The 15,056-nt window shown below is 32.2% G+C and carries 14 protein-coding genes; 7 read left to right on the top strand and 7 right to left on the bottom strand.

All coding sequences use genetic code 11. The annotated features are described in order from the left end of the window. Positions 1 to 64 precede the first annotated feature (64 nt). The 4 genes from gldD to mutY are packed head-to-tail and all read right to left on the bottom strand — an operon-like array spanning position 65 to position 3,552. Positions 65 to 640 (bottom strand): gliding motility lipoprotein GldD, encoded by a 576-nt coding sequence (gldD, locus tag Q1A73_RS10290; protein ID WP_299604996.1) that lies wholly within the window; start codon positions 638 to 640, stop codon positions 65 to 67. Next, a complete protein-coding gene (gene gldE, locus Q1A73_RS10285) occupies positions 627 to 1,964 on the bottom strand; it encodes a gliding motility-associated protein GldE (RefSeq protein ID WP_299604994.1) in 1,338 nt (445 codons plus the stop codon). The genes gldD and gldE overlap by 14 nt, the downstream gene beginning before the upstream one ends. 24 nt (positions 1,965 to 1,988) lie before the next feature. Then, positions 1,989 to 2,453 (bottom strand): single-stranded DNA-binding protein, encoded by a 465-nt coding sequence (ssb, locus tag Q1A73_RS10280; protein WP_299604992.1) that lies wholly within the window; start codon positions 2,451 to 2,453, stop codon positions 1,989 to 1,991. A gap of 40 nt (positions 2,454 to 2,493) precedes the next feature. After that, on the bottom strand, positions 2,494 to 3,552 hold the full coding sequence (gene mutY / locus Q1A73_RS10275; protein WP_299604990.1) for an A/G-specific adenine glycosylase: 1,059 nt from the start codon (positions 3,550 to 3,552) through the stop codon (positions 2,494 to 2,496). 131 nt (positions 3,553 to 3,683) lie between these two features. Here mutY and Q1A73_RS10270 point away from each other — a divergent pair, with 131 nt between their 5' ends. From Q1A73_RS10270 to Q1A73_RS10260, 3 genes are all read left to right on the top strand, one after another. Beyond that, positions 3,684 to 3,974: an HU family DNA-binding protein gene (locus tag Q1A73_RS10270; RefSeq protein WP_024768281.1), complete on the top strand. Its 291-nt coding sequence runs from the start codon at positions 3,684 to 3,686 to the stop codon at positions 3,972 to 3,974. Between the two features lie 286 nt (positions 3,975 to 4,260). Further along, complete coding sequence (locus Q1A73_RS10265; protein ID WP_299604988.1) at positions 4,261 to 5,799, top strand: Rne/Rng family ribonuclease; 1,539 nt, start codon at positions 4,261 to 4,263, stop codon at positions 5,797 to 5,799. A 171-nt stretch (positions 5,800 to 5,970) separates the two neighbouring features. Beyond that, positions 5,971 to 6,378 carry a hypothetical protein gene (locus tag Q1A73_RS10260; protein ID WP_299604986.1) on the top strand — a complete coding sequence of 136 codons (408 nt, stop codon included), beginning with the start codon at positions 5,971 to 5,973 and terminating at the stop codon, positions 6,376 to 6,378. Between the two features lie 204 nt (positions 6,379 to 6,582). Here Q1A73_RS10260 and Q1A73_RS10255 read toward each other — a convergent pair whose 3' ends face one another. From Q1A73_RS10255 to Q1A73_RS10245, 3 genes are all read right to left on the bottom strand, one after another. Beyond that, positions 6,583 to 8,160: a S8 family serine peptidase gene (locus Q1A73_RS10255; protein ID WP_299604984.1), complete on the bottom strand. Its 1,578-nt coding sequence runs from the start codon at positions 8,158 to 8,160 to the stop codon at positions 6,583 to 6,585. A 124-nt stretch (positions 8,161 to 8,284) separates the two neighbouring features. Next, positions 8,285 to 8,497, bottom strand: a complete 213-nt coding sequence (locus Q1A73_RS10250; RefSeq protein ID WP_299604982.1) for a class I lanthipeptide — start codon at positions 8,495 to 8,497, stop codon at positions 8,285 to 8,287. 149 nt (positions 8,498 to 8,646) lie between these two features. Continuing rightward, positions 8,647 to 10,419, bottom strand: coding sequence for a helix-turn-helix domain-containing protein (locus tag Q1A73_RS10245; protein ID WP_299604980.1), 1,773 nt, complete (start codon positions 10,417 to 10,419; stop codon positions 8,647 to 8,649). A gap of 470 nt (positions 10,420 to 10,889) precedes the next feature. Here Q1A73_RS10245 and Q1A73_RS10240 point away from each other — a divergent pair, with 470 nt between their 5' ends. The 4 genes from Q1A73_RS10240 to Q1A73_RS10225 are packed head-to-tail and all read left to right on the top strand — an operon-like array spanning position 10,890 to position 14,801. Then, positions 10,890 to 12,059 (top strand): HlyD family efflux transporter periplasmic adaptor subunit, encoded by a 1,170-nt coding sequence (locus Q1A73_RS10240; RefSeq protein ID WP_299604978.1) that lies wholly within the window; start codon positions 10,890 to 10,892, stop codon positions 12,057 to 12,059. Positions 12,060 to 12,070: 11 nt separating this feature from the next. Next, a complete protein-coding gene (locus tag Q1A73_RS10235) occupies positions 12,071 to 14,254 on the top strand; it encodes a peptidase domain-containing ABC transporter (protein WP_299604977.1) in 2,184 nt (727 codons plus the stop codon). Between the two features lie 45 nt (positions 14,255 to 14,299). Continuing rightward, the gene (locus Q1A73_RS10230) at positions 14,300 to 14,632 is read left to right on the top strand and encodes a hypothetical protein (protein ID WP_299604976.1); all 333 of its coding nucleotides are present in this window, start codon (positions 14,300 to 14,302) and stop codon (positions 14,630 to 14,632) included. 16 nt (positions 14,633 to 14,648) lie between these two features. After that, positions 14,649 to 14,801: a hypothetical protein gene (locus Q1A73_RS10225; RefSeq protein ID WP_299604975.1), complete on the top strand. Its 153-nt coding sequence runs from the start codon at positions 14,649 to 14,651 to the stop codon at positions 14,799 to 14,801. The last annotated feature ends 255 nt before the right edge of the window (positions 14,802 to 15,056 follow it).

Genomic DNA, 15,056 nt, shown 5'->3' with positions numbered 1-15,056 from the left:
GCAAAAATGAATAAAATAAATAAGCTACAATTCGTAATGTAGAAAAATTAACGAACGTTTAGCGTTATTCTTTCCACTGCACTGTTTCCATAAAATGGATTACATCATTTCTTAGATATTTTGCAGCAGGAAGAATCGAATCGTAGTTAGGTTTCACTTTAAAATAAACCGAACCAGAGACAAAATGTTGTACACTATCCGTTAGATAAAACTGACAAGAAGAAGCTGCATTTCCACTAACTTCATATATTCTTCCATAGACCTTTTTCTCTGGATATACAAAATCCTTAGGCTGTATCGCATCAGCTTTTATAAAATGCTCCTGAGTTAGATTTTGAGCATCACGTAATAAAGAATCTAAATTTTTATCAATGTCATAGTACGACAAATAGATAGTAGCTTTTAGCTGTGGATATTCTAGATTATACCAACAGGCCTTTTTATTTCTTGCTTTCTGAAAAGAAGCTAAGCTATTTTTTTCAAACGAATACGAACAATCTAGCAAGGCTTTTTCATATTTTGGAGATGGATACGATAAACGCAACATTGCTTTTGGTTTTGGCAAGGTCTCACCTCCGCATGAATACAATACTCCTATTATGATAGAAGTCAAAAATATGTATAGCCTACTCTTCCTCATTAATTGTTAGTTTTATCCTCTTAATACGCTTATTATCTAAGGATTCTATTTTAAAAACGTACTGTTCCAGCGTTATTGTATCATTTATTTTAGGAAAACTTCCTGACATTTCCAGCAACAAACCAGCAATCGTTTCTGCATCTCCTTTCTTATTTTCAAAAATAGAATGATCCTCTAGTTTTAGTACTTTGTAAAAATCTTTTAGTGATGTTCTTCCTTCGAATACATAATTTTGATCATCTAATTTAGAAAACACCAAATCTACATCATCAAATTCATCACTAATATCTCCTACAATCTCCTCGATAATATCTTCTAAAGAAATTAGTCCGCTTGTACCTCCATACTCATCTACAACAATAGCCAAATGATTCTTTTTATCTTTAAAATCATTTAGCAAATCATCTAGTTTTTTGTTTTCAGGAACAAAATAAGGATCCCTAACTAAACCAACCCAATCAAAGTCTTTATGATTAATGTATGGTAAAAGATCCTTTACATATAAAATCCCTACCACTTTATCAATACTATCTTCATATACAGGAATACGCGAATATCCTTGTTTTATTATCTCCGGAAGTACCTCTGCATATTTCTTTTCTTTATTTAACGCAAAAATATCAATCCTAGGCTTCATCACCTGCTTGGTATCTGTATTTCCAAAAGATACAATCCCTTCTAATATTTTCTTTTCTTCGGAAGTAGTATCAGTATCTGATGTTAACTCCAATGCCTGTGATAGTTGATCTACACTAATATTGGATTTTTGTTTTCCTAATCTATTGTGAATTAACAAGGTAACACTACGCATAGGTAAACTAATTGGAGTAATGATCCAATCTAGAAACTGCAAAGGACGCGCCATAAAACTTGCAAACTTTACCTTATTTCTACTCGCATATATCTTTGGTAGTATTTCTCCGAATAATAAAATTAGAAAAGCCACCAAGATTACTTCTACTACAAATCGCACATCAATCCAGGTGGCCCAAGGAATTACTAAATCATCAAGATCTTTAAAAAACACCTCTCCTAGAGTATTAAAAAGCAATACAATAGCAATATTGATGAAGTTATTAGCTACCAAAATCGTAGCCAATAGCTTTTTTGGCTTGCTTAGTAGTTTTGAGATTATTTTTTGATGAATTGTTTCTTCTTCTCCTTCTATTTTTAGATCAGAAGGCGTAAGCGAAAATAGAGACACTTCGCTGCCGGAGATCAATGCCGAACAGATCAATAGTATAACAAGGACAATCAGATTGATTGCCTGCATCGAATCAAAAGTTGTTAAAACAATAAATAACGGTTCAGGATCAGGGTCCAAATTATAGCTCTTTAGTTAAACAAATTAAAACGGAAGATCATCTTCTTCCATTTCTGTTGGCGAAGATGTAACCGATTGTGGTGTACTAACCGATGGAGTATTACCCATAGTTGGTTGTTTTTCTGGAACTATTTCAGAGTGCTGACCTTCAGTTTTAGGTGTTAAAAATGTAAAATCAGTACACTGTATTTCGGTACTATATCGATCTTTTCCTTGTTCGTCTTGCCATTTTCTAGTTTTTAGACGACCCTCGATATATACCTTATCTCCTTTTTTTAAATACTTTTCGCAGATCTCTGCAGCTTTATTACGTACTACTATATTATGCCACTCGGTAGAAGTAACTCTTTCTCCTGTGGTTTTGTTTACATAAGAATCATTAGTTGCCAGTGGAAATCTACCAATACAGTTTCCTCCTTCAAAATAATGCATCTTTACCTCATCACCCGTATGGCCAATAAGCATTACTTTATTCAACGTTCCAGACATATTCTTTATTATTAATTATAGTAAATGTAATAAAAAAGCATCATACCTTAAAAAAGGAATCTATAAAATTACCTAATAATATAGGAACAGGATATTCTTTGATTTTATCAATAGGTATTAACTGATAAGAATCATTAAACTTAGGAGAATTATCTGTCCTTATAATATAGAACCGTGTGTACAGGTGCTGATGCGAAAGTTTATGAATTTTAAACTCTTCTTCATACACGGTTATATTATAGGAAGAGGTTGACATACTTTCCTTTAGTATTTCATGCTTTTCTACATATTCCAAATTCACATCTTTATCGCTTTCGATTAATGGAAATTCATATAGATTCTGCCATATTCCTTTTCCTGTTCTCTGACGAATCACCGTATGCTTATCGTCCACTAAAAAGATCAAATAATTAAAATATCGTTTTTTAACTTTTAATTTTTTCAATTTTACCGGCAATGACGCTACTGTGCCTTTTTGCAAAGACTCACAACTATCATTTAGAGGACATACTATACAATAAGGATTTTGTGGTTTACATTGTAAAGCTCCAAATTCCATGATTGCCTGATTGTACGTAGCAGGTTCCTCTTGCTCCATAACCTCTATCGCCACTTTTTTAAATTCCTTTATTCCCTCTGTACTATTAATAGGAGTGCTAATATTAAAATATCTAGATAACACTCTGTATACATTTCCATCTACCACAGGTACTACCTCATCATAACAAATAGATGCAATAGCACTAGCAGTATAGTCTCCTACTCCTTTTAGCTTTAATAACTCTTTATATGAAGCGGGAAAAACACCATGAAGATCATTGGCAACATATTTTGCAGTAGTGTGTAGATTTCTAGCTCTCGAATAATACCCTAAACCTTGCCATAATTTTAGTACTTGTTCCTCTTCTGCATTCGCCAAATCGAAAACTGTTGGATACTGCTCTGTAAAAGCTAAATAATAAGGCAATCCTTGTGCAACTCGAGTCTGTTGCAAGATAATTTCGCTTAACCAAATACGGTAGGGATCGGTAGTTTCTCGCCAAGGCATCGATCTTTTGTTTTGTAAGTACCACGAAATGAGTTTTTTAGAGAAAATCATAAGGAATTCTTAAGTTTTGTAAAATTAAACCATTAAAAGATGATAATTTCATCTTAAGTATTGATATTTTGGATTTTAAATTGCTATATTTGCCCCCTTGAAAATTTAAAAACCCCTAAATAGGTAATATAATGACTAAAGCAGATATTGTAGCAAAAATTTCAGAAAAACTAGGAATTGAAAAAGGAGATGTTCAGGCAACTGTTGAAACATTCATGGAAGAAGTAAAAAGTTCTTTAGAGAGTGGAGACAATGTATACTTAAGAGGATTTGGAAGCTTCATCATCAAGACGAGAGCGGAAAAAACTGGGCGTAACATTTCTAAAAACACTACAATCAAAATACCTGCACACAATATTCCTGCTTTTAAGCCAGCGAAAGTGTTTGTTGAAGGTGTAAAAACTAACGTAGAAGTTAAGTAAAAAATTAATAATCAATAAATAAGACGCACTATGCCAAGTGGTAAGAAACGTAAAAGACACAAGGTAGCTACGCACAAGCGTAAAAAAAGAAGAAGAGCTAATCGCCATAAGAAAAAGTAGTTTTCTAACTACTTTTTCTGGTATTTAAGAATGTTCTTTGAAATCGAAATAGAGTTCTTATATCACTACCTTTATAAGACTTTGTTTCAACGGAATTATTAAAAATTCCTGTGAAAAAATTTGTTTAATCCATTCCGATATCATTCGGAATAAAAATCTAATCAGAGTGAACAAAGAATTGATCATTAGATCTGGTTCCTCTACAGATTTTGCCTTATTAAAGGATGGAAAACTAATTGAATTGCATAAGGAAGAAGACGACAGCAATTTTTCGGTTGGTGATATATTTATTGCCAAAATTCGAAAAGCTGTTCCAGGTTTAAACGCTGCATTTGTAAATGTAGGGTATGAAAAAGATGCGTTTTTGCATTATCATGATCTGGGTCCTCAAGTATCTTCTTTACTTAAATTCATTAAACGTGTAAGCACAGGTAAAGTAAAAGATTACTCTCTTAAGAATTTTTCTTTTGAGAACGATATTGATAAACATGGCGTTATTACCGACGTGTTAAAATCAAATCAATCGCTATTAGTACAAATAGTAAAAGAACCTATTTCTACAAAAGGCCCTCGAATTAGTTCTGAACTTTCGATTGCTGGTAGATATATTGTTTTGGTACCTTTTTCTAGTAGAGTTTCTATTTCGCAAAAAATAGAATCTTCAGAAGAAAAAGAACGTCTAAAAAGGCTCGTAAAAAGTATCAAACCAAAAGGTTTTGGAATTATTGTACGTACAGTAGCAGAAGGCAAAAAAGTAGCAGAGCTAGATAGAGATTTGCAAAACTTGATGGACCGATGGGAGTCTATGTGTAAAAAATTATACAAAGCACACCATCCATCAAAAATTTTGGGTGAAATGAACAGAGCATCTTCGATATTAAGAGATGTTTTTAATGATACCTTCACCTCTATTGTTGTAGATGAACAAGATCTCTACAACCAAATTAAAGAGTATCTGCAAGAAATTGCACCAAAAAAAGAATCAATTGTAAAGTTACACACGTCTAAAGTACCGGTATTTGAGAAATACGGTATTGAAAGACAAATTAAAACCAGTTTTGGCAAAACGGTATCCATGAGTAAGGGAGCCTATTTGGTAATTGAACACACTGAAGCAATGCATGTCATTGACGTAAACAGTGGTAACCGATCTAACAAAGCCAAGAACCAAGAAGACACTGCACTAGAAGTCAACCTAATCAGTGCAACCGAAGTTGCCCGCCAACTACGTCTAAGAGATATGGGAGGTATTATCGTAGTCGATTTTATAGACATGAATAATGCTGATAATCGTAGAACACTCTTCAACCACTTACGAGAAGAGATGAAAGACGACAGGGCGAAGCACAAAATTTTACCACCAAGTAAGTTTGGTTTGATTCAGATTACGCGACAACGCGTTCGACCAGAAATGAATATCAAAACCCGTGAGGACAATCCAAACGGAGGAAATGGCGAAGTTGAGGCGCCCATAGTTTTAGTAGATAAAATAAAGGTCGATTTAGAAAAATTAATTAAAAAGGATCATAAAAAGTTGACGCTAAGCGCGCATCCTTTTATTGCAGCTTTTTTAACCAAAGGATTTCCATCCGCCCGATCTAAGTGGTTTTTTGACCATAAGAGATGGGTAAAAGTTATACCTAGAGACGCTTACACGTATTTAGAATATCACTTCCATGATAAAGATGGAGAAGTGATACAATAATAATCAAAAACCCAGCTTACCATTGTAGGCTGGGTTTTTTTGTTTATGATTATTAATGTAGAGTTCTCCTACTAGGCTTTAGTTAGATTCATGGTAATGGAAACACAATCTACTTTGCAACATCTTTATTAATTATCAGTAATTTTTGTAATACTTAACGAGCAAATAATAATGAGGGTAATTAGTAAAATATACTTAATATCATTAATCTTTATTTTACAGGGTTGTAATTTAACTCCACCTAAAAATATCACTTTTACTAACAATAGATTTAAAGATAAATTTAATGAGCAAATATCCCAGTATTATTCTAAAATGGAAACTGGAGAAGATTTTAACAAAGAAGAACTAACTATACTTTTAAAACAATATAATACAATACAAGTATTGAAGCATGAAAATAATAAAACACATAAGAAATATATTAAATTATTTAAAAATATTTATTTGGAAAAAGTTATGTCTGAATTTGATTTCAAAATATCTAAAGGAATGGTACTTTATTCGGATAAATTAGATATGCATATTCTACCATCCAGTAGAATTTCAGAAAATGACACTTACAATATAAAAAATTAGTTCCAACTCTAGTTCACTCGAATCCTTTCGGGTGCCGTCATCGCGTGTTAAGAAATAGTAAGTAATTAAAGTAAAAAACCAGTTACATTGATTTGTAGCTGGTTCTTTATAATATAGCTTTTAGACTTTATGTTCTTGTTATATCGAACTAAAAATAATAATACGTAATCTTTCGAACTTATCTTTCAAAAAACAAGCAACCAATTATTCCAAAGAAAACTGTTTTGCCATTTGTAAAGCATTATATGCATTTACTATTTTTCCAGATTTAGAAAGCTCTGAAAAAGGTATCATTTTTTTGGTTTTATCGCCTTGTTCCACCTCTACCTCTATGTCATAAGAGGTTCCGGATTTCATAAGAATTTCTTTTACTTGGCTAGCAGATAATCCTGGATAGTGCGATCTTATTAAAGCCGCTACTCCCGAAACTATCGCACAGGATATTGATGTACCACCTTCTCTTTCGTATCCATCATAAGGCACAAGAGTTAACGTTTTCTCACTAGGAGCGAATAGATCTACTTGAGTTTTCCCATAGTTACTAACAGAATTTAAAATGCCTTTATTTAAATGATAAGAAGAAGCTCCTACTTTAATAAAATTAGAAACAATCTCGTTATTACCATTATCGGAATCCTCTGGATAATTGAACAATGAAGGATCTTCCAAATCATAACCATTATTACCTGCAGAAGTTACAATTAAAACATCCTTTTTTTCAGCATATTTTATAGCATCTGAAACCCATTTACGATACAATGAAAATTCTTTACTAGAACTTATATTAATCACTTTTGCTCCATTATCTACAGCATAACGTATAGCAAGTGCCATATCTTTATCATGCTCGTTCCCAAATGGAGAAATTAATAATGGAATAATTTCAACATTATTAAGAATACCATCAATACCCTTTCCATTATCTCTAGTCGCAGCAATAACCCCTGCCATTTTAGTACCATGCATTGATAACTTGAGATTATTATCAACTTGATTATTTCCGTATCCAATATTAGTAATATCCTGTGGATTGTCTCCAATAACCGTCAAACGCTCATCGTAATCTAAATTTAAAAGCTTGCCTAATCGTTCATAAGCTTTTTGCTTATAATCTTGTATCCACTTTGGGGTCAACTTATATTGCACATACACCAACATATAATCTAAATGTACATTTAAAAACTTATCATCTTTATAACGATTTTTCAGACTATCTAACTTCTTCTTAGTGTACTTTTTCTTGGGAAAATAATTTTTCAATGCTTTGGAGGCAGCTATATATCCTGTGTCATAGTAATCGATATAAGCTTTATCATTTTTAGCATATGTTAATCGCTCTTCATACTTCTTTTTAGCTCTACGATATAGTAAAAAATCATCCTTCACATCGTTGGAAATATCATTAATTCCTTTATCCTTAAAAACACTATCGTATTTTCTAATGATTCGGGTATACTCATAATTAGCAAAAAGTACGTTCTCACCTTTTGCATTTCCTAAGAAATTCCAGCCATGGATATCATCTATATATCCATTTTTATCATCATCTATATTGTTATCAGGTATTTCATCTATGTTAGTCCATATCTGATCTTTTAAATCTTCATGATTTATATCAGTAGACATATCTATCACCGCTACAACAATGCTTTCTTTTATTTCTTCTTTAAGAATTTCGTCATAAGCTTTTATTAAACTAATTCCTGGGATAGAATCATTTATCAAATCTAACTGAAACCAATTAGCGTCAATTTCTTGATCATATTTACTTTGACCAAACATCTGAAATATACAAGCATAGCAAATAATAAATAAACTAAGCTTCTGCAACTTACAATACAACATATTGAATTACTAAAAGAACAACCTTATAGTTTTATCACTATAAGGCTGTTTAATGAATATCTTATCCTAATTGATCCACTGGAAACAAGGATGTTAACGTACATGGTGGCGGTGGTGGTGGTGTTGGTTGTGCAGATCCTTGACCATCCGACCCATCATCATCTAAAAAAACTTGTGCATTTAGAGATCCTCCTTGAACTAAATCTGGTCTACTTAATTGTGCAATTTTTAATTTATTCAGATTTAATTTTTTTTCGATTTTTTTCTTTTTCATCTTAGAGTAAAAGTTTTTGTGAGTATTTATTTGTCTGGGTCAAAACTAATCAAATCTGCTTGTAATTATACCAATTATTCTACGGTAGATCTCTGTATTCAGGAATTCCGACCTTTAAACCGCTGAAAACAAGTTTTTTATGTTTTTACCTAAACTTTCTTCTTTTCTAGCTGTTTTATAAAGTAAGACGGATAAATTCCTGTTTTTTTAAGGAAAGATTTCGAAAAAGCTTCGGTTGTATTGAAACCGATCTCTCGTGCAATTGCCTTAATCGTATAATTTCTTAATTTCTGATCGGTCTGTAATTTTTCTACTACATAGTCTACTCTTAAGTCATTGATATAGGCAATAAAACTTTTTTGCTTATAAAAATTAATCACTTTAGAAAGATACTTCGCATTGGTATCAAATTGTTTTGCTAATCCAGCTGTGGTAATATTTGGAGTCAAATATTCTTTTTTGCCCTCAAAATCATCTAAAGAAGCCAAAATATGTTGTACAATGGTTTCTGAAATCCCAATATCCTCAGCCTCTTTTTTCTTAGACTCTTTTACAATAGATGTTTCTTTTGGAACTTCTTTTTTAGTAAGAAGACTTTCAAATCTTTTTTGATATTTCTTCTTTTTAGTATAATTAAGAAATAAAAACACCCCTGTTATGATACTAATAATGGTTAGCCCTATGATTCCAAACCGAGACATTACTTGTTCGTTTTCCAAAGAACCAATGATTTTATCTTTTTCCTGAATTAATAATGGAGTATCATAGTTTTGAGTGATCTTCTTTTGTAAATACCTATAATTACTATTCAATACACTATCGACCTTTATTAGTTTTTCTATATAAACTAATTGCTGTTTTGGGTTATCATTACTTTTGTAGTGATCAATTAACACTTCATAACCATCTCGAGTTTCGGGTAAAATATCCTTTTGTTGTTGAAAAATGGTATCTAATTTTTTAAAATAAAGAACTCCTTTTTCCTTATTTTCTGCCTTATAATTAATCTTTCCTAGATAGTAATAACCAACGGCTAGATTAGGTTTATTATTGGTCTTTTCAAAATAAGCAACTGATTTTGCAATATTTTCGATTGCTTCCTCATTATTATCTTTAAAATAATTTATAATTCCTTTATTAATCAAAAAATAATTATGTAGCTCTTCATTTTTAGATATTAATGCTTCATTAATACCTATATTATTATAATAAGTAGCCGAATCTAATTCCCGTAATCGATAAAAAGAAGTAGTTATAGAAAATAGATTATTTAAATATTCCCTATTTCTAGTTTCTTTGCCATTATTATTCTTTAAATAATCGTAATTCTCTTTATGTAATTTTAATGCCTCTTCATATTCTCCTATGCGATCTTTTAATAACCCAATGTCATGATTGATTTTAAAAATTAAATCCGGGTTGTAATTTTTACGAGCATATTCATTTGCAAGAATATAATTATCTAAGGCTTTCTTAAAAGCTCTTTTTTTGTAGAAAAAAGAACCTTTACTAAAATAAGCAGAACTGGGGAATGTTTTACCATCTCTGTCCTTCGTGATTGAAATAATACTATCCATATAGTTGTTTGCAAGACTACTTCTAAGTAAATAAGCTAAATTATAATACCCGTAGGCTAGATTAATACTATCCTTGTTACTCTTAGCTTTTTTAATATAAGTATTAGCATATAATGCCGCGATTTCCTTTTTTTTAGCAAAGGACTTATAATAAAGTCCATATAAATCACGAAATGAATAGTTTTTTTTACTTATAGAATCTGGTACAGGAAGTTGTATCAACTGTTGCTCATAACTCTTTATGTCTAAAGAATCCACTGCAATTAGATCTTGCTGTGCAGATATTTGGTGGAGTAAAAAGAAAATAATGCAAACTGCAATGTAATTGGTGTAACGTTTTATCATCTCATACATGGTATGTACCTACCTAATATTAAATTTTTAATACATAGCCATTCACAATAAGTATGCCTTATCTATATAGACTATTTTTTATTATCTATATAAACCATACTACAAAATAATCGTTGCAATAGTGGTGAAATTTTAGTGTCTTGGGGCTATAGTCTACCTAAATAATAGGGTGCAAATATACCACTTTCATTTTTTTTAAAAATGATATCCTTATTTTTTTAAGTCGCAATCAACCAGCTTTTTATCGCTACAAAACAATGTCTGAATTCCGCGAATACAGAGTCTGATTTCCCAGAATCCCGATGTAGTCTCCTTGTAATAAGGTCATTACCCAAACTATATTTGAACCATCAATAATTTACACCAGATGGTTACTGTACTCATAAAAATTATCACTCATCTAGAAGACGTCATGATATCGATATATCATTTCATTTTTTAACTCACAAAAAACGGATCTTATGAAACAATTATTTCCAAAAGAGATTATCGAAAATACTGTAGAGGTACATCAGTTTAAACATCGCAATAGCAGTAAAGTGATTTACGGTATCATTCTAATTGCTATTTGTATTGCGTTTATCCTTTTACCTTTTATAAAAATAGACATTTATACCACGGCTCGTGGTATGCTAAAACCCAGTAAAGAAAGAATTACCATTACTCCTTTGCAATCAGGAAAGGTAGTTTTTGCAGATTTACTAGACAATCAGCAAGTTCGAAAAGGAGATACACTTCTCATGACCAATAAAGAAATTCTCGATGAAAAAATAGAACTTTCTTCCTCCAAAATCTCAGAAACGCAACAATTCATTACAGATTGCAAATATCTAATCAATGCTACGCATCCACGTTTTGAGAAACTGGTATCAGCACGTTATCAAAAAGAATTTTTATACTACACTCAAAAAATTGGAGAGCTACAAACCCGATTCGACAAAACACTTATAGATTTCGAAAGAGATCAAAAACTGTACGGAAAAGGAGTGATTGCCAAAATAGAATTCGAAAACAGCGAGTTCGAGCATCAATTATCCATAAACACATTACATCAATTCAGAAAACAGCAAAAAAACACTTGGCAAACCCAGCTAACTGATTACTCTGTAGCATTACGAGAACTGCAAAGCAATGTATCCCAGATACAACAAAATCAAAAAGATTACATTATTACTGCTCCGATAGATGGGATTCTGAAAAGTGTAAAAGGAATAGAACCAGGAAGCATGATCATTAGCGGATCTCCAATAGCCGAAATATCACCAGATACTGGACTCATTGTAGAATGCTATTTATCTCCTTCTGATATAGGATTGGTAAGCAAAGAGAAAAAAGTAAGCTTTCAGGTCGATGCCTTTAACTATAACCAATGGGGATTAGCGACAGGAAAAATCCTAGATATTAGTAAAGATGTAGACGTCGTAAATAACGAACCTGTTTTTAAAGTTCGTTGTGCTATTGATCAAACACATCTGGAGTTAAAAAACGGCTTTAAAGGAAATTTTAATAAAGGGATGACACTTAGCGCTCGATTTCAGTTAACAGAACGCACCCTTTTTGATCTATTGTATGACAAAGTAGATGACTGGTTAAATCCATCAACTCCAACTATTGCTCAAGTTCAACCATAAAAAAGCGTATCATGGCTAAAATAAAAATAAAACAACATGACATTACAGACTGTGGTGCTGCTTGCTTGGCATCTATTTCTGCGCATTATAAATTAAAACTACCTATTGCTAGGATACGTCAATATGCCAGCACCGATAAAAAAGGCACCAATATCTTAGGATTGATGGAAGCTGCACAAAAAATTGGTTTTACAGCTAAAGGTGTTCGTGGAGATTTTGATAGCTTATCCAAAATTCCAAAACCATCAATTGCCCATGTGATCGTGAGAGGGAAACTACAACATTTTGTAGTCATCTATGAGGTGACCAAAAATCACATTACAATTATGGATCCTGGCGATGGTAAAATGCATAAAAAATCATACGAAGAGTTTAAGAAAGAATGGACTGGAGTATTGGTATTACTAGCGCCAAATGAAAGTTTCGAACAAGGAAATGAAAAAATCTCTTCCTATAAACGCTTTTGGTTCCTATTAAAACCACATCGTTTGGTTGTATTACAAGCACTAGTTGGAGCCATTGTATATACCTTACTAGGATTTTCTACTTCTATTTTTATTCAGAAAATCACGGATTATGTATTGGTCGGTGGAAATACGAAACTGCTTAACTTACTTGGAGTGATTATGATTGGATTATTAGCTCTAAAGTTTGTGATTGGAGTTTATAAAGATGTGTTTTTGATCAAAACGGGTCAGCAAATCGATACCCGATTAATATTAGGATATTACAAACACTTATTAAAACTACCTCAACAGTTTTTTGACACCATGAGAGTAGGTGAAATTACATCTAGAATTGGAGATGCTGTAAAAATCAGAAGCTTTATCAATGGCGTAGCATTATCACTTACTGTAAATGTAATGATCTTATTCTTCTCTTTTGGGTTGATGTTCTTCTATTACTGGAAACTTGCATTAATTATGCTTTGTGTGATTCCTTTGTATGCAGGTATCTATTTCATCATGAACAAGCTGAATAAAAAAGCAGAACGTAAAGTGATGGAAAAAGGTGCTGACCTACAAAGTCAGTTAGTAGAATCCTTAAACTCTGTAGGCACCATCAAACGATTTGGATTAGAAGACTTTGCCAATATCAAAACAGAAACTCGATTTGTGAGCTTGTTACAAAGTGGATATAAATCTGCTCTTAACTCTGTATTCTCAGGAACTTCTACTGGTATTGTAGCACAATTATTCGTCATTATCTTATTATGGTCTGGCTCTTTCTTTGTTATCGATAGAGAGATTACCGCTGGAGAATTAATGTCTTTTTACGCAATTGTTGGGTATTTTACAGGGCCAGTTGCTAGCTTGGTAGGGGCAAATAAACAGATACAGAACGCATTGATTGCTGCCGATCGTCTTTTTGAAATCATGGATCTAGAGCGTGAAGAATCTGAAAATAAAATGGCACTTCGTAAAGAATCGGTGGGCGATATTTCTTTTACCGATGTTGCCTTTAGATACGGAAGTAGAAAAGAAGTTTTCAAAAAGTTTAATCTTACTATTCGTCAGGGAGAATTGACTGCAATTGTGGGTGAGAGTGGATCTGGAAAATCTACATTAATGTCATTATTACAAAACATCTATCCAATTCGCAATGGTATTATTAGTATTGGAGATAAAGATCTAAGATATATTACTAACGATAGTCTTAGAAACATTGTTAGTGTAGTACCACAAAAAATAGATCTATTTGCTGGTAATGTTATCGAAAATATTGCTATAGGAGAATACAATCCTAATATGGATGAGATCATTACTATCTGTAAAGATATAGGGATTCTGGAGTTTATCGAAGCACTACCCAATGGATTTAATACTTATTTAGGCGAAAATGGTGCGTCATTATCTGGCGGGCAAAAACAACGTATTGCTATTGCCAGAGCCTTATACAAAAAACCTGAAATACTGGTATTGGACGAAGCTACTTCTTCTCTGGATAGCGCCTCAGAAAATTACATCCAAAAAACTATACAAAACTTACGTGCAGAAAACAAAACAATTATTGTGATTGCGCATCGACTGAGTACAGTTATTGATGCTGATAAAATTGTGGTTTTAGAAAAAGGTGAAGTATTAGAAGAAGGAAATCATCAGGAACTTTATGGCCGTAAAGAAAAATATTATCAACTATGGCAACAGCAGATGCCAGCACTAGATTATATCAATAAAATTGAAGCTGTTGCCTAGCAACTGTTAGTATACATAAAATTTTAATCAAAAAACACTCGAATCATGACAAAAATTGAAAGACAAATAGAATTAATAGAACGATTAGATCGCCTTATCCGAATGCAAGCTACTGGTAACCCACAACAGCTGGCGAGAAGATTAGACATTTCTAAGGCTTCATTATTTAGAATATTTGAAGTAATGAAACGATTGAATGCTCCTATCATATTTGATATTGGTTTACAAAGTTATGTGTATGAAGAACAAGTAAGCTTTAGATTCGGATTCTATACAAGAGATCTGCAAGGAGAAGAAGTATTAGAAATTAGTGGAGGTAGCTTTCAGAGAGTTTTGGTAGAACCTGCTTTTAACTATCCATATTTACAAATTGTATAACCTAATCTTATTACTAATGAAAAAGTACACAAAAGAAAATAGCACTAAAAAGAAGTATAGGTTTGAAAATATAAATGATCCAGAATTACAATCCATCATTTCAGATGTAATGGTATACTCAGAGGATTATCACATACCTTTAGAAGAAGATATACCAGACTGGTTTTAAAAATTGTTGAGTTTGATTCGTAAAAGGGGAGTTTGTATGTATACAGCTCCTTTTTTTATTTCTAACAATATGAAAAATTACAAAATACATATAAGCAAGCGTCTAATAATATACCATCTTCTATCTTTTTAGTTACAAAGCAAATCCCATAGTAAGAATATGTATCTGCGGTTTTAATTCTTCAGTTTATTAGTGAAAACAGTTCTAGATCTTTATTCTGTGCTTAACCATAGTAATTAGAGTATCCTATTATGA

Source organism: uncultured Aquimarina sp. (assembly GCF_947492115.1).
In the GTDB taxonomy this organism is placed as follows: Bacteria; Bacteroidota; Bacteroidia; order Flavobacteriales; family Flavobacteriaceae; genus Aquimarina.
This window is presented reverse-complemented; position numbering and strand designations above follow the sequence as displayed.

Coding starts and splice junctions, on each gene's coding strand:
- gldD (WP_299604996.1), bottom strand. CDS start 640: ATGAGGAAGAGTAGGCTATACATATTTTTGACTTCTATCATAATAGGA.
- ssb (WP_299604992.1), bottom strand. CDS start 2,453: ATGTCTGGAACGTTGAATAAAGTAATGCTTATTGGCCATACGGGTGAT.
- mutY (WP_299604990.1), bottom strand. CDS start 3,552: ATGATTTTCTCTAAAAAACTCATTTCGTGGTACTTACAAAACAAAAGA.
- Q1A73_RS10270 (WP_024768281.1), top strand. CDS start 3,684: ATGACTAAAGCAGATATTGTAGCAAAAATTTCAGAAAAACTAGGAATT.
- Q1A73_RS10260 (WP_299604986.1), top strand. CDS start 5,971: ATGAGGGTAATTAGTAAAATATACTTAATATCATTAATCTTTATTTTA.
- Q1A73_RS10255 (WP_299604984.1), bottom strand. CDS start 8,160: ATGTTTGGTCAAAGTAAATATGATCAAGAAATTGACGCTAATTGGTTT.
- Q1A73_RS10250 (WP_299604982.1), bottom strand. CDS start 8,497: ATGAAAAAGAAAAAAATCGAAAAAAAATTAAATCTGAATAAATTAAAA.
- Q1A73_RS10245 (WP_299604980.1), bottom strand. CDS start 10,419: ATGATAAAACGTTACACCAATTACATTGCAGTTTGCATTATTTTCTTT.
- Q1A73_RS10240 (WP_299604978.1), top strand. CDS start 10,890: ATGAAACAATTATTTCCAAAAGAGATTATCGAAAATACTGTAGAGGTA.
- Q1A73_RS10235 (WP_299604977.1), top strand. CDS start 12,071: ATGGCTAAAATAAAAATAAAACAACATGACATTACAGACTGTGGTGCT.
- Q1A73_RS10230 (WP_299604976.1), top strand. CDS start 14,300: ATGACAAAAATTGAAAGACAAATAGAATTAATAGAACGATTAGATCGC.
- Q1A73_RS10225 (WP_299604975.1), top strand. CDS start 14,649: ATGAAAAAGTACACAAAAGAAAATAGCACTAAAAAGAAGTATAGGTTT.